The 20,192-nt window shown below is 67.1% G+C and carries 16 protein-coding genes; 12 read left to right on the forward strand and 4 right to left on the reverse strand.

Annotated features, from left to right (window positions below):
- Positions 1–87: 87 nt before the first annotated feature.
- From BM133_RS29850 to BM133_RS35255, 7 genes are all read left to right on the forward strand, one after another.
- The gene (locus BM133_RS29850; protein ID WP_093442261.1) at positions 88–1,008 is read left to right on the forward strand and encodes a hydroxymethylglutaryl-CoA lyase; all 921 of its coding nucleotides are present in this window, start codon (positions 88–90) and stop codon (positions 1,006–1,008) included.
- 25 nt (positions 1,009–1,033) lie between these two features.
- The gene (gene rhtB / locus BM133_RS29855; RefSeq protein WP_093442264.1) at positions 1,034–1,672 is read left to right on the forward strand and encodes a homoserine/homoserine lactone efflux protein; all 639 of its coding nucleotides are present in this window, start codon (positions 1,034–1,036) and stop codon (positions 1,670–1,672) included.
- 39 nt (positions 1,673–1,711) lie between these two features.
- A complete protein-coding gene (locus BM133_RS29860) occupies positions 1,712–2,200 on the forward strand; it encodes a YbaK/EbsC family protein (RefSeq protein WP_093442266.1) in 489 nt (162 codons plus the stop codon).
- Complete coding sequence (locus tag BM133_RS29865; protein ID WP_093442269.1) at positions 2,197–2,463, forward strand: DUF1289 domain-containing protein; 267 nt, start codon at positions 2,197–2,199, stop codon at positions 2,461–2,463. The genes BM133_RS29860 and BM133_RS29865 overlap by 4 nt, the downstream gene beginning before the upstream one ends.
- A complete protein-coding gene (locus BM133_RS29870) occupies positions 2,460–3,104 on the forward strand; it encodes a 2-hydroxychromene-2-carboxylate isomerase (RefSeq protein WP_093442272.1) in 645 nt (214 codons plus the stop codon). The genes BM133_RS29865 and BM133_RS29870 overlap by 4 nt, the downstream gene beginning before the upstream one ends.
- A 180-nt stretch (positions 3,105–3,284) precedes the next feature.
- The gene (locus tag BM133_RS29875; protein WP_093442274.1) at positions 3,285–4,979 is read left to right on the forward strand and encodes an MFS transporter; all 1,695 of its coding nucleotides are present in this window, start codon (positions 3,285–3,287) and stop codon (positions 4,977–4,979) included.
- A gap of 127 nt (positions 4,980–5,106) precedes the next feature.
- On the forward strand, positions 5,107–5,253 hold the full coding sequence (locus BM133_RS35255) for a hypothetical protein (protein WP_177224982.1): 147 nt from the start codon (positions 5,107–5,109) through the stop codon (positions 5,251–5,253).
- A 31-nt stretch (positions 5,254–5,284) separates the two neighbouring features.
- Here BM133_RS35255 and BM133_RS29880 read toward each other — a convergent pair whose 3' ends face one another.
- The 3 genes from BM133_RS29880 to BM133_RS29890 form a co-directional block, all read right to left on the reverse strand.
- Positions 5,285–6,400, reverse strand: a complete 1,116-nt coding sequence (locus BM133_RS29880; RefSeq protein WP_093442278.1) for an ABC transporter substrate-binding protein — start codon at positions 6,398–6,400, stop codon at positions 5,285–5,287.
- A 174-nt stretch (positions 6,401–6,574) separates the two neighbouring features.
- Positions 6,575–7,687: an ABC transporter substrate-binding protein gene (locus BM133_RS29885; protein WP_093442281.1), complete on the reverse strand. Its 1,113-nt coding sequence runs from the start codon at positions 7,685–7,687 to the stop codon at positions 6,575–6,577.
- 178 nt (positions 7,688–7,865) lie between these two features.
- On the reverse strand, positions 7,866–8,978 hold the full coding sequence (locus BM133_RS29890) for an ABC transporter substrate-binding protein (protein ID WP_093442283.1): 1,113 nt from the start codon (positions 8,976–8,978) through the stop codon (positions 7,866–7,868).
- Between the two features lie 176 nt (positions 8,979–9,154).
- On the opposite strand from BM133_RS29890, the gene uvrA reads away from it, so the two are divergent.
- From uvrA to BM133_RS29915, 5 genes are all read left to right on the forward strand, one after another.
- On the forward strand, positions 9,155–14,905 hold the full coding sequence (uvrA, locus tag BM133_RS29895) for an excinuclease ABC subunit UvrA (protein ID WP_093442286.1): 5,751 nt from the start codon (positions 9,155–9,157) through the stop codon (positions 14,903–14,905).
- 235 nt (positions 14,906–15,140) lie between these two features.
- A complete protein-coding gene (locus tag BM133_RS29900) occupies positions 15,141–16,190 on the forward strand; it encodes an ornithine cyclodeaminase (protein WP_093442288.1) in 1,050 nt (349 codons plus the stop codon).
- Between the two features lie 36 nt (positions 16,191–16,226).
- Complete coding sequence (locus tag BM133_RS29905; RefSeq protein ID WP_093442291.1) at positions 16,227–17,273, forward strand: histone deacetylase family protein; 1,047 nt, start codon at positions 16,227–16,229, stop codon at positions 17,271–17,273.
- A gap of 94 nt (positions 17,274–17,367) precedes the next feature.
- Positions 17,368–18,336 carry a Bug family tripartite tricarboxylate transporter substrate binding protein gene (locus BM133_RS29910; RefSeq protein ID WP_093442293.1) on the forward strand — a complete coding sequence of 323 codons (969 nt, stop codon included), beginning with the start codon at positions 17,368–17,370 and terminating at the stop codon, positions 18,334–18,336.
- A gap of 177 nt (positions 18,337–18,513) precedes the next feature.
- Positions 18,514–19,560 carry a T3SS effector HopA1 family protein gene (locus BM133_RS29915; protein WP_093442295.1) on the forward strand — a complete coding sequence of 349 codons (1,047 nt, stop codon included), beginning with the start codon at positions 18,514–18,516 and terminating at the stop codon, positions 19,558–19,560.
- 21 nt (positions 19,561–19,581) lie between these two features.
- On the opposite strand, the gene BM133_RS29920 is transcribed toward BM133_RS29915, so the two are convergent.
- Positions 19,582–20,157 (reverse strand): TetR/AcrR family transcriptional regulator, encoded by a 576-nt coding sequence (locus BM133_RS29920; protein ID WP_093442298.1) that lies wholly within the window; start codon positions 20,155–20,157, stop codon positions 19,582–19,584.
- Positions 20,158–20,192 lie beyond the last annotated feature (35 nt).

The raw sequence follows: 20,192 nt of genomic DNA on the forward strand, positions 1-20,192 counted from the left end.
TCCGGAACTTGTGTACCAGGCAGGGTGTTCCCAGGTGCCCGACAATCGGAGGCGGCTTTCCATCCTCCCGCGACACCAGAGACATCCATGAAACTCCCCACCCGCGTCAAGCTCGTCGACGTCGGCCCGCGCGACGGCCTGCAGAACGAAAAGCAGCCCGTCTCGGCCGAGATCAAGATCGGCCTCGTGCACCGCCTGCAGGACGCCGGCCTGAAGGAGATCGAAGTCACCAGCTTCGTCTCGCCCAAGTGGGTGCCGCAGATGGCCGACAACGCCGAGGTGATGCACGGCATCCAGCGCAAGCCCGGCGTTCTCTACTCGGTGCTCACGCCCAACATGAAGGGCTTCGAGGCCGCCATCGCCGCGCCGCGCGAGGAGTGGCCCGACGAGATCGTGGTGTTCGGCGCCGCGAGCGAGGCCTTCAGCCAGAAGAACATCAACTGCTCGATCGCCGAGAGCATCGAGCGCTTCGCGCCCGTGGTGGCGGCGGCGCGCGAGAAGGGCATCCATGTGCGCGGCGCGATGTCGTGCACGGTCGGTTGCCCCTATGAAGGCGAGATCGCCCCGGCCAAGGTCGCCTACCTCGCGCAACTGATGAAGGGCATCGGCGTGCAGCGCGTGGACGTGGCCGACACCATCGGCGTGGGCACGCCGCGCAAGGTGCAGGCGGCGATGGAGGCCACCCTCGCGCACTTCGATGTCGATGCCATTTCCGGCCACTTTCACGACACCTACGGGCAGGCGCTGGTCAACACGCTGGCGGCGCTCGAGATGGGCGTGTGGAACTTCCAGTCGTCCTCGGCGGGCCTGGGCGGCTGCCCCTACGCCAAGGGCGCGACGGGCAACGTGGCCACGGAAGACGTGGTCTACATGCTGCACGGCATGGGCATCGAGACCGGCATCGACCTGGACAAGCTGATCGACGCGGGCGTCTACATCAGCGAGGCATTGGGGCGCGAGCCGAACTCGCGCGCATCGAAGGCCATCCGCACCAAGCGGGCCGGCTGAAACACACACACGCACAGGAGTTTTCGTGGACCTGCATGTCTGGCTTGCATTTCTGGTGGCCAGTTGCGTCATCGCGGTTTCGCCCGGCTCGGGCGCGGTGCTCAGCATGAGCCATGGCCTCTGCTACGGCGTGCGGCGCACGACGGCGACCATCGTCGGCCTGCAGTTGGGGCTGGCGGTGATCCTGCTGGTGGCGGGGCTCGGCGTGGGCGCGGTGCTCACCGCCTCGGCCACCGCGTTCACGGTGATCAAGGTGGTCGGTGCGTGCTATCTGCTCTGGCTGGGCTGGCGCCAGTGGCGCGCGCCGGTTGCGAAGGTCGACGGCGACGCCGCGCAGGCCACCGGCGAGCCCGATCTCACGGCGCCGCAGCGCGTGCTGCGCGGCTTTCTCACCAACGTGACCAACCCCAAGGGCATCGTCTTCATGGCGGCCGTGCTGCCGCAGTTCATCCAGCCGACGCGGCCGCTGTGGCTGCAGCTGCTGGTGCTGCTGGCCACGACGGTGATGGTCGACGTGACCGTGATGCACGGCTACGCCTGGCTGGCCGCGCGGCTGCAGGGCGTGCTGCGCTCGGTGCGCGCGCGGCGCGCGCAGAACCGCGTCTTCGGCGGCGTGCTGATGGCGATGGGCGCGTTCCTTTTCATGTTCAAGCGCAGCGCCTGATGGCGCGGTCTCGCGCGGTCTTTTCTTAAATTCGAACCCATGTGCGGCTCTGAACTCCACTCCCTCCCCGAAGGCGTGCAGCGCGTCTCCCGCGTGCTGCAGGACGCCGGCCACCCCCATTCCCCGCGCATGCTGGACGACGCCTGCCGCACGGCGCAGCAGGCGGCCGATGCGCTGGGCATCTCGGTCGGGCAGATCGCCAAGAGCATCATCTTTCGCCGCAAGAGCGACGACGCGGCGGTGCTGGTCATCACCTCGGGCGACAAGCGCGTGGACGAGAAGAAGGTCGATGCGCTCATCGGCAAGACCGGCCGCGCCGATGCCGAGTTCGTGAAGGCGCGCACCGGCTTCACCATCGGCGGCGTGTCGCCCGTGGGGCATGCGACGAAACCCGTGGTGCTGATCGACCGCGAGCTGTTCCGCTTCGAGGAGATCTGGGCCGCGGCGGGCCATCCGCACGCGGTGTTCCAGCTCAGGCCGCAGGACCTCGAAACCCTCACCGGCGCGCCGGTGGCGGACGTGGTTTGAACTTCGCGGAAGCAGAAACACTGGCCGCCCGTGCGGTGGCCGTGCGCGAGCTGCCCGAAGACGTTCCCTCGCCCTGCACCTCGGTCTGCCGCATGGACCGCCTGAGCGGCTTCTGCGAAGGGTGCCTGCGCACCATTCCCGAGATCGCGGGCTGGAGCAAGATGGAAGACGACGGGCGGCGCGGCGTGTGGCGCGCGATAGAGTTGCGGGCCCGGGCCGGCATCTGGCGCGTTCCGGAGACCTTTGGAGACCACGACGCATGAAGCACATCGACTTCTATCTCGACTTCATTTCGCCTTACGCGCACCTCGCGTTCGAGCACCTGCCGGAGGCGCTCGAAGGGTTGAGCTACAGCGTGGCCTACAAGCCGGTGCTGCTCGGCGCGATCCTCAAGCAGCACGGCCAGCTCGGGCCGGCCGAGATTCCGTCGAAACGCAGCTGGACTTATCGCCACGTGCTGTGGCTCGGGCATGCGCATGGCATCCAGATCGAGATGCCGGCCTCGCACCCCTACAACCCGCTGCCGCACCTGCGGCTTGCGGTATCGACGAGCGACGACGGCAGCATCAGCCGCCTCGCGGCCGAGACCATCCTGCGCAACGTGTGGCGCGGCGGCGAAGAAGCGGCCGATGCCGCGCGGCTCGCCGCGCTCACCGCGCAACTGAAGCCGAAGCGCGAAGCGGGCAGCGACGAGAGCAAGGCGCTCCTGAAGCGCAACACCGACGAGGCGCTCGCGCTCGGCGTGTTCGGCACGCCCGCCTACGCGGTCGACGGTCGTCTCTTCTGGGGCTTCGACGGCCTCGCGATGCTGCGCGCGTACCTGTCGGGCGATGCGTGGTTCGACGGTCCGCAATGGGCCGGCGCCGACCAGCGCCCCTCATTGCTGCGCAACAGCAAGCCCTGAGGACAAACCCGCGGAGGGTTGCGATTTCTTACAGGCTGAAACGCGCACCACGGGTTTCACCTTAATCCGTAAGCATCGGTTCAGTTTCGCGCAAGTCTCGGGTCAGTCACGCCTCCAAGAATGCCGCACGGCCCCGGATATCGGGCGCCGCATGAACGCAAACACACAGGAGACGACGCAATGGCCGCCACACTAGATTCACGGGGAGTGCCGCACCCGGCCCCCCGGCCCATGTCCTCGGAGGAGAAGAAAGTCATCTTCGCCTCCTCGCTCGGCACCGTGTTCGAGTGGTACGACTTCTATCTCTACGGTTCGCTTGCCGCGATCATCGCCAAGCAGTTCTTCAGCGGGCTGGATGCGGGCGCCGCCTTCATCTTCGCGCTGCTGGCGTTTGCCGCCGGCTTCCTGGTGCGTCCGTTCGGCGCCATCGTGTTCGGCCGCCTGGGCGACATGATCGGGCGCAAGTACACCTTCCTCGTGACGATCCTGATCATGGGCCTGTCGACCTTCATCGTCGGCCTCCTGCCCAGCTACGCGACCATCGGCGTCGCGGCGCCGGTGATCCTGATCGCGCTGCGCATGCTGCAGGGCCTGGCGCTCGGCGGTGAGTACGGCGGTGCCGCCACCTACGTGGCCGAGCACTCGCCGCACGGCAAGCGCGGTGCGTACACCTCGTGGATCCAGACCACGGCAACGCTGGGCCTGTTCCTGAGCCTGCTGGTGATTCTTGGCGTTCGCGAATGGCTGGGCGAAGCGATTTTCAACGACTGGGGCTGGCGCATTCCGTTCCTGGTGTCGATCCTGCTTCTGGGCATCTCGGTGTGGATTCGTCTCTCGTTGAGCGAATCGCCGGCCTTCCAGAAGATGAAGGCCGAGGGCAAGACCTCCAAGGCGCCGCTGTCCGAATCGTTCGGCGAGTGGAAGAACCTGAAGATCGTGATCCTGGCGCTGGTCGGCCTCACGGCGGGCCAGGCGGTGGTCTGGTACTCGGGCCAGTTCTATGCGCTCTTCTTCCTCACGGCACAGCTGAAGGTCGATGCGACCACGGCCAACCTGATGATCGCCGCCGCGCTTTTGCTCGGCACGCCGTTCTTCGTGATCTTCGGCACGCTGTCGGACAAGATCGGCCGCAAGCCGATCATCATGGCCGGCTGCCTCCTGGCCGTGGTCACCTACTTCCCGGTCTTCAAGATGCTGACCGAAGCCGCCAACCCGGACCTGGCCCGCGCGCAGGCGACGGCCGGCGTCACGGTGACGGCCGACCCGGCGACCTGCTCGTTCCAGGGGAACCCGGTGGCCCGCGAGATCGACTTCAAGAGCTCGTGCGACATCGCCAAGCGCTACCTGGTGCAGAACTCGGTGAGCTATGAGAACGTGGCCGGCGCGCCGGGTTCCAAGGCCGTCGTGAAGATCGGCGACAAGACGGTCGAGGCCCCCATCGGCAACGTCGTGAACCTGAAGTTCGACGAAGGCTCGGCCAAGGAAATCGCGGCCTTCAAGAAGGGCGTGGCCGAAGACCTGAAGATCGCGGGCTACCCGAGCAAGGCCGACCCGGCGAAGATCAACAAGGTGCTGACCATCCTGCTGCTGTTCTGGCTGGTGCTCCTGGTGACGATGGTCTACGGCCCGATCGCCGCGATGCTGGTCGAGATGTTCCCCACGCGCATCCGCTACACCTCGATGAGCCTGCCGTACCACATCGGCAACGGCTGGTTCGGCGGCCTCTTGCCGACCACGGCCTTCGCCATCGTGGCCTCCACCGGCAACATGTACAACGGCCTGTGGTACCCGATCATCATCGCGGGCATCACGCTCGTGGTGGGCACCCTCTTCATCCGCGAGACGAAGGACGTGGACATCTACGCGAACGACTGATCGCACACGCGAAGGAGGGCTGCGCAAGCGGTCCTCCGTTCAACAAAGGGGCTTCATGCCATCCATCGGCATGAGGCCCTTTTCTTGAACCCCAGCCATCCCTCACCCTCTCCAGGAGACAACACCCATGTGGAAACTCGCCGTCGGCTTCGTCATCTTCGCCGCCATTGCCCTGTACGTGATCTCCAAGGCCGGCGACAAGGTCGACATGTCGGGCGAGAAGCATGGTGGGGACACCACGCACGAGCCTGCGCCTGCCGCCGCGCCGAAGTAAGGAAAACAGGGAAGGCGTGCGGCGGAGGCGATCAGCGCTTGAACCGGCCCTCGCTGACGATCGACAGGTCGACGTAGTCGATGCCCGTGTGGTCCGTCGGCGAATAGCTCACGTCGAGCCCGCCGCCCACGTCGTACTGGAAGCTGTTGAGCGTGGCAAGCAACCGCGCGCGTGTGGGCTTGGGGCCTGTGCGGCGCAGCGCCTCCACCAGCACCTTGGTCGCGACGAAGCCCTCCAGCAGCGCGGGCGACAACTCGTTCTGCCCCTTGGCCTTGGCGAGCGCCATCGCTTCCTTGATCAGCGGGTGGCCGAACGAGCGCTCATAGGGCAGCACCTGCGTGACGATGACGCCGCCGCTGGAAGTGCCCAGTTCCTTGATGAAGCCCGCCGCCGCGTTGTTCGACAGGGTGATCACCTGCGCGGCCGATCCGGCTGCGCGCAGCGCCTTCACGCCTTCTGTGACGGCCGTGCCCGAAGCGATCCAGAGCACCGCCTGCACGTTCGCCTGGGTCAGTGGCGGGACGATGGTGCCGTAGTCGGGCTTGCGGCGGTCCGCCGGCACCAGCACCGCGGGCTTCATCTTCGCGCTCTCGAAGCCCCGGGTGGCGCCCACCATCGCGTCGGTGGCGAAAGCCGAATCCTGCTCCTGCACGACGCCGATGCGCTGGATGCCGATGGTGTGCAGGTGCTGCACGGCCTTCTCGGCCTCGCGCTGGTAGGTCGAGCGCACGTTGAAGATGTTTTTGGGCACCGGTTGGTGCAGCGCCATCGCGCCGGTCGAGGGGCCGACCAGTGGCACGCCGTACTTGTCCAGCAGGGGAATGACGGCCAGCGCGTTGGGTGTGCCGCGGTTGAGCAGCAGCGCGACGACCTTCTTGTCCTCGATCAGGATGCGCGTGTTTTCCACCGAGCGCTTGGGGTCGAAGCCGTCGTCCATGCGGATCACTTCGATCCGCTCGCCATTGATGCCGCCTTGCGCATTGACCTGGTCGATGACCAGTTGCGAGCCCAGGATCGCCTCCTTCACGCTGGCCGAGACCAGACCGGAGAGGTCGGCCGACTGGCCGATCACGATCTGGGCCGACGCCCCCTGGGCGGCTGCCGCCAGCACGAGCGCGGCGGCGCAGGACTTGAATGTCTTCTTCATCGGGAGTCTTTCCACAAACTGCTCATCATTGTCAAAAGATGTGTAGTGTGTTTCTGAAAGTGACATTTTCCTGCTTGTGGAAACCCTGCGGACCGTTGTTTTCAATGCCCCAATGCAAAACGGCCCGCCGGGTGCGCCGGCGGGCCGTTTTGCGGGGAAGGAAAGAGGGCGCGGTCAGCGCTTGAACCGGCCTTCGCTCACGATCGACAGGTCGACGTAGTCGATGCCCGTGTGGTCCGTCGGCGAATAGCTCACGTCGACCCCGCCCCCCACGTCGTACTGAAAGCTGTTGAGCGTGGCGATGAGCTTCGCGCGCGTGGGCTTGGGGCCCGTGCGGCGCAGCGCCTCCACCAGCACCTTGGTGGCGACGAAGCCCTCGAGCAGCGCGGGCGACAACTCGTTCTGCCCCTTGGCCTTGGCGAGCGCCATCGCTTCCTTGATGAGCGGATGGCCGAACGAGCGCTCATAGGGCAGCACCTGCGTGATGATCACGCCCGCGCTCGCCGTGCCCAGTTCCTTGATGAAGCCCGAGGCGGCGTTGTTCGACAGCGTGATGATCTGCGCCGCCGAGCCCGCTGCGCGCAGCGCTTTCACGCCTTCCGTCACCGCGGTGCCCGAGCCGATCCACAGCACGGCCTGCGCATTGGCCTTGGTGATCTGCGGCACGATCACCGAATAGTCGGGCTTGTTGCGGTCGGCCAGCGCCACCACCGCCGGCTTCAGGTTCGCCTTCTCGAAGCCCTTGTTCGCGCCTTCCATCGCGTCCTTGCCGAAGGAGTCCTCGGCCTGGACCACGGCGATGCGCTGGATGCCGGTGGTCTGCAGGTGCTGCACCGCCTTCTCGGCCTCGCGCTGGTAGGTCGAGCGCACATTGAAGATGTTCTTCTGCAAGGGCTTGTGCAGGGCCATCGCGCCGGTCGAAGGGCCGACCAGCGCCACGCCGTACTTGTCGAGCAGCGGGATCACCGCGATCGTGTTGGGCGTGCCGCGGTTCAAGAGCAGCGCGACGACCTTCTTGTCCTCGATCAGGATGCGGGTGTTTTCCAGCGAGCGCTTGGCGTCCAGGCCGTCGTCCAGCCGGATCACCTCGACCTGCTCGCCGTTGATGCCTCCCTGGGCGTTGACCTGGTCGATCACCAGTTGCGAGCCCAGGATTGTTTCCTTCACGCTGGCGGCCACCGGGCCCGAGAGGTCGGCCGACTGGCCGATCAGGATCTGGGCCGACGCCGCAGGGGCCACCGCTGCCAGGAGTAGCGCAACGGCGCAGGACGCGAACATCGTCTTCATCGAACAAAGCCTTTCCACGAGGCGAATTTGCCTCTGTCAGAAGATGTGTAATGTGTTGCTACTGGTGACATTAGTTTGCTCGTGGAAACCCTGTCAAACCATTGTTTGCAGAATCGCAAAGAACAACGGCCCGCCGGGGAGCCGGCGGGCCGCAACAGAGGAGAAAGAGGGCGGAGGCTCAGCGCTTGAAGCGCCCGTCGCTGATGATCGCCAGGTCCGCGAAGTCGATGCCGCTGTGGTCCTGCGGCGTGTAGCTCACTTCGAGACCGCCGCCGAGGTCGTAGCTGCGGATGCTTTCCAGCGCAGCGAGCACCTTGGCGCGCGTGGGCCTGGGGCCTGCGCGGCGCAGTGCCTCGACCAGCACCTTCGCCGAAGCGAAGCCTTCGAGCGCGGCGGGCGAGAGCTCCGCCTGCCCCTTGGCCCTGGCGAGCGTGAGCGCCTCCTTCACCATGGGCTGGCCGAGCGAGCGTTCGTTCGGAAACACCTGCGTCACGATCACGCCGCGGCTCGCATCGCCCAGCTGCTTGATGAAGCCCGACGACGCGTTGTTCGACAGCGTGACCACCTGCGCCGCCGAGCCCGACGCGCGCAGTGCCTTGATGCCGTCGACCACCGCGACGCCCGAGCCGATCCACAGCACCGCCTGCGCGTTGGCGTCCTTGATGGCCGGCACGATCGCCGTGTAGTCGGGCTTGTCGCGGTCGGCCGGGATGGTCACCGTCGGCGTGGCCTTGCCCTTGGTGAAGCCGGTCATCGCGCCTTCGAGCGCGTCCTTGCCGAACGAATCGGTCACGTACACCACGGCGATGCGCGTGAGACCGATGGTCAGGAGGTGCTGCACCGCTTTCTCGGCTTCGCGCTGGTAGGTGGCGCGCACGTTGAACACGTGCTTTTGCAGCGGCTTGTGCAGCACCATGGCGCCGGTGGAGGGGCCGATCAGCGCCACCTCGTTCTTGTCGAGCCACGGGATGATGGCCTGCGAGTGCGGCGTGCCGCGGCTCATGAAGAGCGCGAGCACCTTCCTGTCCTCGATCAGCACGCGGGCGTTGTCGCCGGCGCGTTTCACGTCGAAGGCGTCGTCCATGCGGATCACCTCGATCTTCTCGCCGTGGATGCCGCCCTGGGCGTTGGCTGCGTCGATCACCAGCTGGGCGCCACCGATGGTCTCGTTCACGCTGGCGGCCACGGAACCGGTCATGCCGGCCGTCTGGCCGATGAGGATCTGGGCCGAGGCGCCCATCGCCGTCAACGCCAGAATGGCGGCAGCGCAAAGCGTTCGCGTCTTCGTCATGGAGGCCTTTCGGGGAATGCTCGGAGAGAAGTTGAAAACAAACGTCGTATTTGTTATCAAAAGTGTCAGTGCCTGAATCCGGACAAACCCCTGCGTAAGCCCGGACCATGTGACGCAGTGCACAGATGCGTCACGGTGCTCTCCCTAGAATGTTTGCCCCACCCCCCAAGGCATTCATGACACAGGGCTCCATCCGGATTCGCGGCGCGCGCCAGCACAACCTCCAGAACCTCGACCTCGACATCCGCACAGGCGAGATGACCGTGGTCACCGGGCCCAGCGGCTCGGGCAAGTCGAGCCTCGTGTTCGACACCCTCTATGCCGAAGGCCAGCGGCGCTACGTGGAGACCTTCTCCGCTTACGCGCGCCAGTTCCTGGACCGCATGGACAAGCCGGCCGTCGACAAGGTGGAGGGCGTGCCGCCCGCCATCGCCATCGACCAGACCAACCCGGTGCGCTCCTCGCGCTCCACGGTCGGCACGATGACCGAACTGAACGACCACCTGAAGCTGCTCTACGCCCGCGCGGCGCAGCTTTTCGACCGCGAGACCGCGCTGCCGGTGCGCCACGACTCGCCCGACAGCATCTACGCGCAGATCGCCGAGCGCGCGGCCGCGGCGGGCGATCCGCGGCTGGTCGTCACCTTTCCAGTGGAGCTGCCGGCGGGCACGTCGGCTGAGGAAGTGACGCAGTGGCTCTCGGCCAGCGGCTTCACCCGCGTGCAGTCGGAACGCGAAGTGGCCACGCCCACCGGCCCGCGCAAGGTGCTCGACGTGGTGGCCGACCGCTTCCGCATCTCCAGCGCCGAGCGTTCGCGCGTGGTCGAAGCCATCGAGGTGGCGCTCAAGCGCGGCAGCGGGCGCGTCACCGTGCATGCCACGGGCGCTGAAGAAAACGCTCCGACGGACGTCTGGAAGTTCTCCACCGGCCTGCACTGCCCCGAGAGCGACATCCGCTACACCGACCCGATCCCGTCGATGTTCTCGTTCAACTCGGCCGTCGGCGCCTGCGAGACCTGCCGCGGCTTCGGCCGCGTGATCGGCGTGGATCTCGGCCTCGTGATCCCGAACGACAAGCTCACGCTGCGCGCCGGCGCGATCAAGACCATCCAGACCCCCGCGTGGAAAGAGGCGCAGGACGACCTCATGCGCCACGCCGAGGCGGCCGGCGTTCCGCGCGACACGCCCTGGAACAAGCTCACCGACGAGCAGAAGCACTGGGTGATCGAGGGCACGCCCAACTACAAGGAAGGCAACTGGAACAAGCAGTGGTATGGCGTGCGCCGCTTCTTCGCCTACCTGGAGAGCAAGGCCTACAAGATGCACATCCGCGTGCTCTTGTCCAAGTACCGCAGCTACACGCCGTGCCCCGTCTGCAGTGGTGCGCGCCTGAAGCTGGACAGCCTGCTGTGGCGCATCGGCAGCAAGGAAGACGCCGACGCGGTGCTGCCACCCGAAAAGCGCTTCATGCCGACCGGCGTGAAGTGGTCGCGCGCGCAACTCGAGGCGCTGCCCGGCCTCTGCCTGCACGACCTGATGCTCCTGCCCATCGAGCGGCTGCGCAGGTTCTTCGACCGCGTCGAGCACCACGGCAACGGCAGCCCCGCGAGCGAAGGCGAGGCGCAGGCCCTGAAGCTGCTGTTCGAGGAAATCACCACGCGCCTGCGCTACCTGCACGACGTGGGCATCGGCTATCTCACGCTCGATCGCCAGAGCCGCACGCTCTCGGGCGGCGAGGTGCAGCGCATCAACCTCACCACCGCGCTGGGCACTTCGCTGGTCAACACGCTCTTCGTGCTCGACGAGCCCAGCATCGGCCTGCACCCGCGCGACATGAACCGCATCACCGAGGCCATGCTGCGCCTGCGCGATGCGGGCAACACGCTGGTGGTGGTCGAGCACGATCCGGCCGTGATGCTCGCGGCCGACCGCGTGATCGACATGGGCCCCGGCCCCGGCATTCGCGGCGGTCAGATCGTGTTCGACGGCACCACCGACCAACTGCGCGACGCCGACACGCTCACCGGCCAGTACCTGGGCGGGCGCAAGAAGATCGGCATGGGCTTCAAGCGGCTCGTGAGCGAGAACACGCACCGGCTCATCCTGGAAGGCGCGCGCGAGCACAACCTGCAGAACGTGACGGTCGAATTCCCGCTCGCGCGGCTGGTGTGCGTCACCGGCGTCAGCGGCTCGGGCAAATCGACGCTGATCCAGGACGTGCTGGCACCCGCGCTCATGCGCCACTTCGGCAAGGCGACGGAAACGCCGGGCGCGCACGACCGCCTGCTGGGCGCCGATCACCTGGGCGACGTGGTCTTCGTCGACCAGTCGCCCATCGGCAAGACCGCGCGCTCCAACCCCGCGAGCTACGTGGGCGCGTGGGACGCGATCCGCGAGATCTTCGCCACCGCGGCGCTCTCGCGCCAGCGCGGCTACACCGCGAGCAAGTTCAGCTTCAACTCGGGCGACGGGCGCTGCCCGACCTGCGGCGGCTCGGGCTTCGAGCACGTCGAGATGCAGTTCCTGTCGGACGTGTACCTGCGCTGCCCCGATTGCGACGGCAAGCGCTACCGCCCCGAAATCCTCGAAGTGCGCGTGGAGCGCAAGGGCAGAAGCTACAACGTGGCCGACGTGCTCGACCTCACCGTGGCCGAGGCGGCCGTGGTGTTCGAGGCCGACCGCGACGTGCTGCGCGTGCTGCAGCCGATCTCCGACGTGGGCCTGGACTACGTGAAGCTCGGCCAACCCGTGCCCACGCTCTCCGGCGGCGAGGCGCAGCGCCTGAAGCTCGCGGGCTTCCTCGCCGAAGCCGCGAAAAGCGCGACCGCGAGCAAGCAATCGGTCGCGCGCAAGGGCACGCTGTTCCTGTTCGACGAGCCGACCACGGGCCTGCACTTCGACGACATCGCGCGCCTGATGCGCGCGCTGCGCAAGCTGCTGGACGCCGGGCATTCGCTCATCGTGATCGAGCACAACCTGGACGTGATCCGCGCGAGCGACTGGCTGATCGACCTCGGCCCCGAAGGCGGCGAGGGCGGCGGCAAGGTGGTGGCCGAAGGCACGCCCGAGCAATTGCGCGAGAACCGCGCCTCGCTCACCGGCGCGGCACTGGCCGACTACGAACTGGCCATCGGCCCCGAGGCCTACAAGGTGGCAGAACGCGCGGCAAGGCGCTACATCGCGAATGCGAAGACGGCGCCCGGCAGCAACGCCATCGAGATCGTCAACGCGCGCGAGCACAACCTGAAGAACTTGAGCGTGGACATTCCGCGCGGCAAGTTCAGCGTGGTGACGGGCGTGAGCGGCTCGGGCAAGTCGACGCTGGCCTTCGACATCCTGTTCAACGAAGGGCAGCGGCGCTACCTCGAATCGCTCAACGCCTATGCGCGCAGCATCGTGCAGCCGGCGGGCCGGCCCGAGGTCGACGCGGTGTATGGCATTCCGCCGACCGTGGCCATCGAGCAGCGCCTCTCGCGCGGCGGCCGCAAGAGCACGGTGGGCACCACCACCGAGGTGTGGCACTTCCTGCGCCTCCTGTACGTGAAGCTGGGCATCCAGCACTGCATCCACGACGGCGCGGCCGTGCAGCCGCAGACGCCCGACAGCATCGCCGCGCAGCTGATGCGCAACTTCAAGGGCCAGCACATCGGCCTGCTCGCGCCGCTGGTGAGCAACCGCAAGGGCGTGTACACCGAGCTGGCCGACTGGGCGCGCCCGCGTGGCTTCACGCACCTGCGCGTCGATGGCGACTTCCTGCCGACCACGGGCTTCCCGCGCATCGACCGCTTCAAGGAGCACAGCATCGAGTTGCCGGTGGCCAGCCTCGACGTGCTGCCCTCGAAGGAAACCGAGCTGCGCGAGGCGCTGACCAAGGCGCTCGAACACGGCAAGGGCGTGGTGCATGTGCTGAGCCAGCTCGACGGCCTGAAGGCCGCGATGATGGCCGGCGTGTCCGCCGCAGGCCTCGGTCGCGTCAACGTGTTCTCCACGCTGCGCGCCTGCCCGGTCTGCAGCACCAGCTACGCCGAGCTCGATCCGCGCCTGTTCAGCTACAACAGCAAGCACGGCTGGTGCCCCGATTGCGTGGGCACGGGCGTCAAGCTCAGCAAGGACCAGCGCAAGGTCTTCGACGACTCCATCCGCGACGACGACAACAAGGGCCGCGAACAGACCTTCGCCGAGCCCGAGATCGAAGACCTGGCCGACACCGCGTGTCCGACCTGCGAAGGCACGCGGCTCAACGCCACGGCGCGCGCGGTCGGCTTCGGCACCGCGGCCGACGGTTCGGGCGGCATCGGCATCACCGAGCTCGCGCGCATGAGCGTGACCGAGGTGCGCCAGTGGTTCGAAGGCCTGGTGCTCACCGGCCGCGAAGCCGAGATCGCGCGCGACCTCGTGCCCGAGATCAAGAGCCGCCTCGAATTCCTCGAGGAAGTGGGCCTGGGGTATCTCACGCTCGACCGCGGCGCGCCCACGCTCTCCGGCGGCGAGGCACAGCGCATCCGCCTGGCCGCGCAGCTGGGCAGCAACCTGCAGGGCGTGTGCTACGTGCTCGACGAGCCGACCATCGGCCTGCACGCGCGCGACAACCAGATCCTGTTGAACGCGCTGCACAAGCTCGGCGAGAAGGGCAACACGCTGGTGGTGGTGGAGCACGACGAAGACACCATCCGCCGTGCCGACCACATCATCGACATCGGCCCGAGCGCGGGCAAGCGCGGCGGGCGGCTGGTGGCCGAAGGCTCGGTGGCCGACATCCAGGCCGCGGGCGATTCGCAGACCGGGCGGTACCTGCGCGATGCCATCAAGCATCCGCTGCAGGCCCGGCGTTTGATTCCCTCGCCCAATCCCAAGGCGGAGGACAGCGGCCAATGGCTCACCGTGCACGGCGCCGACCTGCACAACCTGCAGGACGTGACCGCCACGCTGCCGCTGCACCGCCTCGTGGTGGTCACCGGCGTCAGCGGCTCGGGCAAGTCGACGCTCGCGCGCGACGTGCTGCTCGCCAGCGTGCAGGGCATCGTGATCCAGCGCATGACCAAGGCCGGCCGCGACGCCGATGCCGCGGGCAAGCGCGCGGCCTGGTCCGGCTGCAGCAAGGTCGAGGGGTACGAGACCATCGACCGCGTGCTCGAGGTGGACCAGACCCCCATCGGCAAGACGCCGCGCAGTTGCCCGGCCACCTACATCGGCTTCTGGGACACCATCCGCAAGCTCTTTGCCGACACGCTCGAAGCCAAGGCGCGCGGCTACGGCCCGGCGCGTTTCAGCTTCAACACCGGCGAAGGCCGTTGCCCGGGCTGCGAAGGCGCGGGCGTGCGCACCATCGAGATGAGCTTCCTGCCCGACGTGAAGGTGCCCTGCGAGGTGTGCCACGGCGCGCGCTTCAACCCCGAGACGCTGGCCGTGAGCTGGCGCGGCAAGAGCATCGGCGACGTGCTGAAGATGGAGGTGGACGAGGCGGTCGAGTTCTTCTCGGCCATGCCCAACATCAGCCATCCGCTGCAGTTGCTCAAGGACGTGGGGCTCGGGTATCTCACGCTGGGGCAGCCGTCGCCCACGCTCTCGGGCGGCGAGGCGCAGCGCATCAAGCTGGTGACAGAGCTCAGCAAGGTGCGCGACGACATCACCCGCCGCGGCCAGAAGGCGCCGCACACGCTGTACGTGCTCGACGAGCCGACGGTCGGCCTGCACATGGCCGACGTCGAGAAGCTGATCCACGTGCTGCACCGGCTGGTGAACGGCGGCCACAGCGTGGTGGTGATCGAGCACGACCTGGACCTGATCGCCGAGGCGGACTGGATCATCGACCTCGGTCCGGAAGGCGGAAACGCCGGCGGGCGCATCGTTGCGGCAGCGCCGCCTGAAGAGGTCGTGCGCTTGGCTACCCACACGGGCGTGGCATTGGCACCGGTACTGGCGCGATAGCGCTCGCCCCGAGCCTTCGCGCACTTCGTGTTGCGCGCGTCTTCCCCCTGCCGGGGGCAACACCTGCGGCCCGGCAAAGCCGGTTCCGCGGTGTTCCGCGAAGGGGCTCGCAATGGACTGAAAGCGGGCGCAGAATGGCTTGAACCCTTGGCGCAGGCGCATCCTGAATCAGCCATGGTGGAGTCGACATGCGAGGGGATGAAGCGCCGTGCCGGGCTACGCAAGGAGCCATGTCATGACCCGCTTCATCGATGTTCACAGCCTGGTTCGCCTGGTGGATGAAACCGGCGTTCCGCAATTCCTCCAGGCGCTGGCCGACGCGCTGCGCGACGACTTCATGCGCTGGCGCGAGTTCGACAAGAAGGCGCGCGTCGCAAGCCATTCGCACCTCGGCGTGATCGAGCTGATGCCGGTGGCCGACGATGGCGCCTACGCCTTCAAGTACGTCAACGGCCATCCGCACAACACCTCGGTCGGGCTGCCGACCGTCATGGCCTTCGGCGTTCTGGCGGAGGTCGACACGGGCTATCCGGTGCTGCTGTCCGAACTCACCCTCACCACCGCGCTGCGCACGGCCGCCACCTCGGCGATGGCCGCGCAGGCCCTGGCGCGGCCCGATTCGCGCGTGCTCGCGTTGATCGGCAACGGCTCGCAAAGCGAATTCCAGGCACTGGCTTTCCACGCGCTCCTGGGCATCGAGGAAGTGCGCGTGTTCGACACCGACCTGCACGCCACCGACAAGCTGGTGCGGCATCTCTCGGCCTGCACGCCGCTGGAAATCGTGCGTGCCCGCTCCGTGGCCGAGGCGGTGCGCGGCGCGGACATCGTCACCACCGTCACCGCCTACCAGGGCCGCGCGACCGTGCTCACGCCCGAGATGATCGAGCCGGGCATGCACATCAACGCGGTCGGCGGCGATTCGCCCGGCAAGACCGAGCTGCACCCCGACGTGCTGCGCCGCGCGCGCGTGTTCGTCGAGTACGAGGCGCAGACCCGCGTGGAGGGCGAGATCCAGCAGCTGGCGGCCGATTTCCCGGTGTACGAACTCTGGAAGGTGCTGCTCGGCGAAGTGCCCGGGCGCGAGACCGCCGAGCAGGTCACGGTGTTCGATTCGGTCGGCTTCGCGCTGGAGGACTACACCGCGCTGCGCTACATCCACCAGCTGGCCATCGAGCGCGGCATCGGCCAGAAGATCGCGCTGGTGCCGGAGCTGGACGACCCCAAGGACCTGTTCGGGCTCACCGCGTCCGGCAGGCGCCGGGCGGTGCTGCGGCGTGCGGCATGATCGGCGGCATCCGCAACGCCGACCCTGTTTTTCTTCATGCGCACCATCTACAACGACCAGCACGCACTGCACCAGGGCAAAGTCGAAATGTTCCGTGGCGAGCTGGTGCCCTGTTTCGAGGTGCCGGCCCGCGTCGACCATGTGAAGCATGAGCTGGAGCGCCGGGGCCTCGGTTCGCTGCAGGCGCCCGATGCGCTCGACGGCGCGCTGCTCGCCAAGGTGCATGCGCCGCGCTACCTGGACTTCATCGCCGGCGCGTGGGACGAGTGGGTGGCACTCGATCCGGCGAATGCATCGCGCGACGCGCTCCCGTCGTACTGGCCCACGCGCGGCATGCGCACCGATGTGCTGCCGCAGAGCTTTCCGGCGCGCATGGGCCTCTTCTCGTTCGATGCGGGCACGCCGCTCACGGCCGGCAGCTGGGCCGCTGCGCGACAGGGCGCGGCCTGCGCGTGGACTGCGACGCAGCGCGTTGTCGGTGGCGAGCGCTCGGCCTTTGCGCTGACGCGGCCTCCCGGTCACCATGCGGGCGTCGATTTCTTCGGCGGCTACTGCTTCGTCAACAACGCCGCGGTGGCCGCGCAGGCCCTGCGCGATGCGGGCGTCGAGCGTGTCGCGGTGCTCGACGTGGACTACCACCACGGCAACGGCACCCAGGCCATCTTCTACGAGCGCAGCGACGTGCACTTCGCCAGCCTGCACGGCGATCCGTTCACCGACTACCCGTACTACCTCGGCCACGCCGACGAGCGCGGCGCAGGGCAGGGCGAGGGCTTCAACCACAACCTGCCGCTGCCGCGCGGCACCGACTTCACCGCATGGCGCACAGCGCTGAAAACGGCGCTCGACGGCATCGCCCGAGTGAAGGCCGGCGCACTCGTGGTCTCGCTCGGCGTCGATACCTTCGAGGGCGATCCGATCTCCGGCTTCAAGCTGAAAAGCGACGACTACCTGCGCATGGGAGAAGACCTCGCGCGCGTGGGGTTACCCACGGTGTTCGTGTTCGAAGGCGGTTATGCGGTGGCCGAAGTGGGCGTCAACACAGTGAACGTGCTCGAAGGTTTCGGCCAGGCGGCGGGCTGAGGAACGTCGGCGACAGCCATCGGGTGAGCCCCGATTGCCGCATCGGGCGGGGCAGGGCCCAATCCGCGGTTCTTCAAGTTCAGGAGCCTTTGCCATGTCCCGCCGTTCCCTTCTCTGCGCTGCCACGCTCGCCGCGTGCGGCCTCGCTTCTCCGCTGGCGGCACTTGCCCAGGCTTTTCCCGCCAAGCCCATCAAGCTGGTCATCGCGTTCCCCGCGGGCGGCCCGACCGACATCACGATGCGCCAGCTCGCCGACAACGCGAGCAAGATCCTCGGCCAGCCGGTCATCATCGACAACAAGCCCGGCGCCGGCGGCACGCTGCCCGCGCAGGCACTGCAGACCGCACAGCCCGACGGCTACACGGTCGCGCAGATTCCGCTGGGCGTGTTTCGCCTCGGCTACACCACCAAGATCAACTGGGACCCGCTCAAGGACATCACCTACGTCCTGAACGTCACCGGCTACGCCTTCGGCATCGTGGTGCCGGCCAACAGCCCGTTCAAGACCTGGGCCGACTTCGTCGCCTACGCCAAGGCCAACCCCGGCAAGCTCACCTACGGCTCGACCGGCAACCTGACGAGTCCGCATCTCACGACCGAAATCATTGCGCAGAAGGCCGGCATCGAACTGCAGCACGTGCCCTACAAGGGCAGCGCAGACCTGATGCTCGCCGTGGTCAGCGGGCAGCTCATGGCCGCCGCCGACAGCACCGGCTTCGCGCCGCAAGTGGAGGCCGGCAAGCTGCGCGTGCTCAACACCTGGGGCGAGAAGCGCCTGGCCAAGTTCCCCGATGCGCCCACGCTGAAGGAGCTGGGCTACGACATCGTGCAGAACTCGCCCTTCGGCATCGGCGCGCCCAAGGGCACGTCGCCCGAGGTGGTGAAGAAGCTGCACGATGCGTTCAAGCAGGCGATGGAGGAGCCGAGCTACGTGGCCTCGCTCGGGCGCTACGACATGCTGCCCAACTACATGAGCTCGGCGACGTACACCAAGTTTGCGCAGGACACGGTGGTGAAGGAGAAGGTGGTGATCGAGAAGCTGGGGTTGGCCAAGGAGAAGTGAGCCTGCGGCGATTGAGCGCGCCCTCGCAAGGCTTTCTCGGTGCCGGAGCGAGTCGCTTGCCACGCCGGCGACCCAGGCTTACGCTCGCCCTTCGCTCCCGCCCGGTGCGAGCACCTGGCGGGGCGATCATGTGTCAGAGCCGTCTATCGGCCTTTTCAACACATCTGCGGAGGGACCATGCGCGAAATCGTCATGAGGTGCCAGCGATGCGGGACCAACTTCACGCTTTACGCAGACGCTGGCCGGGGACCGCCGTGGAGCGACCATGAAATCCGCGAGATCGTTCGCGAGCGATATCCGCTCGGCCAGGTGCGTTGCACCCACCGCACCTGCAACCATGTCCAGCCGCTCTCGGGCAGCCTGCAACAGGTGGGCAAGCTCGCCATCGTCAGCGGCATCGGATTTCCCTCCGCCGAGGAGTTGCACCTGCGCAATCTTCTCCAGGAGATCAGCCAGCTGAAATTTGCGCTGGGGCCGGTCTGTAGCGAGGGGTTCCTCCAACTGCTCAAGCTGGTGTGGGAGACATACGGACCGACGCACGACGTTTGCAGTCATCAGCGCGTGGTGCAGCTCTACCACCTCTACGGAAACCACAACAACGCGCCCAGCAACGGCAGCGAGTTCTTCGCACCCATGGTGGGCCGGCTGGCGAGTGACTTCAGCACCCGCTTCACTCGCTCTGCCATGACCGGGTTTTGCGTGTTCACTCCCGTGATTCCGCTCGTGACCCTCGTCACGCGTCGCATCTACATCAATATCAATCCGAGCCACTGCGGCTCGGCGATCAAGGGGGTGTTCAAGGTGCTGCAGAACCGCACGACGGTCCATTCGTTCAAGTTCTGCGACTCGATGCAGGGAATGTCGGTTCGCTCGGACAACCTGGTGATCTATCTCACGGGTGACTCCGAGCAGACGCAGATCGTCGCCGGCCTCGGCCAGCTTCTACCCCACTGCTTTCGCGAACAACTGCCTCGTATGACGCTGCGGGTGGCACACGGGGTGTCGATCGGTTCGGAGCCGCTGATGGTGGGCGTGAACTTTGCCGCAAGCACCCAGAATCTGCTCGCGCTTCTGGTGGTCACGCAGCAGAGCTTCGGCAAGTTTCGGTGCGAAGTCATTCTGTGTGCCCTCAATCACAGCGGACGCCAGCAGGTCATGTTCTACCGGCTCGTTCGGCGCTTCTTCGAGCAGGCAGGCCTGGATCCAATGAAGCCTCATGAATGAGGGGCTGGCCTGCTGCGGGCCTCAGATACTGCTTGCCGCAATCGCAAACAGCTCGCCCACCAGCCGCTCTGCCAGTTCCGGCTTCACCGGTTCGGCCCCGAACACCAGCCGGAACACGATTGGCGCAATGAGGTGATCGATCACCTGCTGCGCCTCGGGCGCGTGCTCGCCGCGGGCTTGGGCTTGCTCGACCAGCGTCAGCGCTTCCCTGCGGCGGTTGCGCAGGCAGTCGGTGTCCGCATCGCCGGTGGCCAGCGCGGCCGCGGCTTTCAGCAAGGACTTGCTGCAGGGCTGCGCCAGGTGCGTGATGAGCTCCTGCGCCCACGCGGTCAGGTCTGCGCGCAGCGCGCCGGTGTTCGGCAGCGGCCGGTCCGGGTCCAGCCGGCGCGTGGCCGTCTCGGCCAGAAGCCCTGACAGATCCCCCCATCGGCGGTAGATGCTGGAGGCGCTGACGCCCGCGCGTTCGGCCACGGCCGGCACGGTGACGCGCTCGCTCCCCTGTTCGGCCACCAGTTGTTCGAGGGCAGTGCGCACCAGCGCCTGCACTTGGGCGCTGCGGCCGCCGGGACGCTTGCTGGGAAGGACGACATCGTTCATGGAGAGACTTTAACGCAAAGTTGTTTGCTTTAGTG

Origin of the sequence: Variovorax sp. 770b2 (assembly GCF_900115685.1) — a bacterium.
Lineage (GTDB): Bacteria > Pseudomonadota > Gammaproteobacteria > Burkholderiales > Burkholderiaceae_C > Variovorax.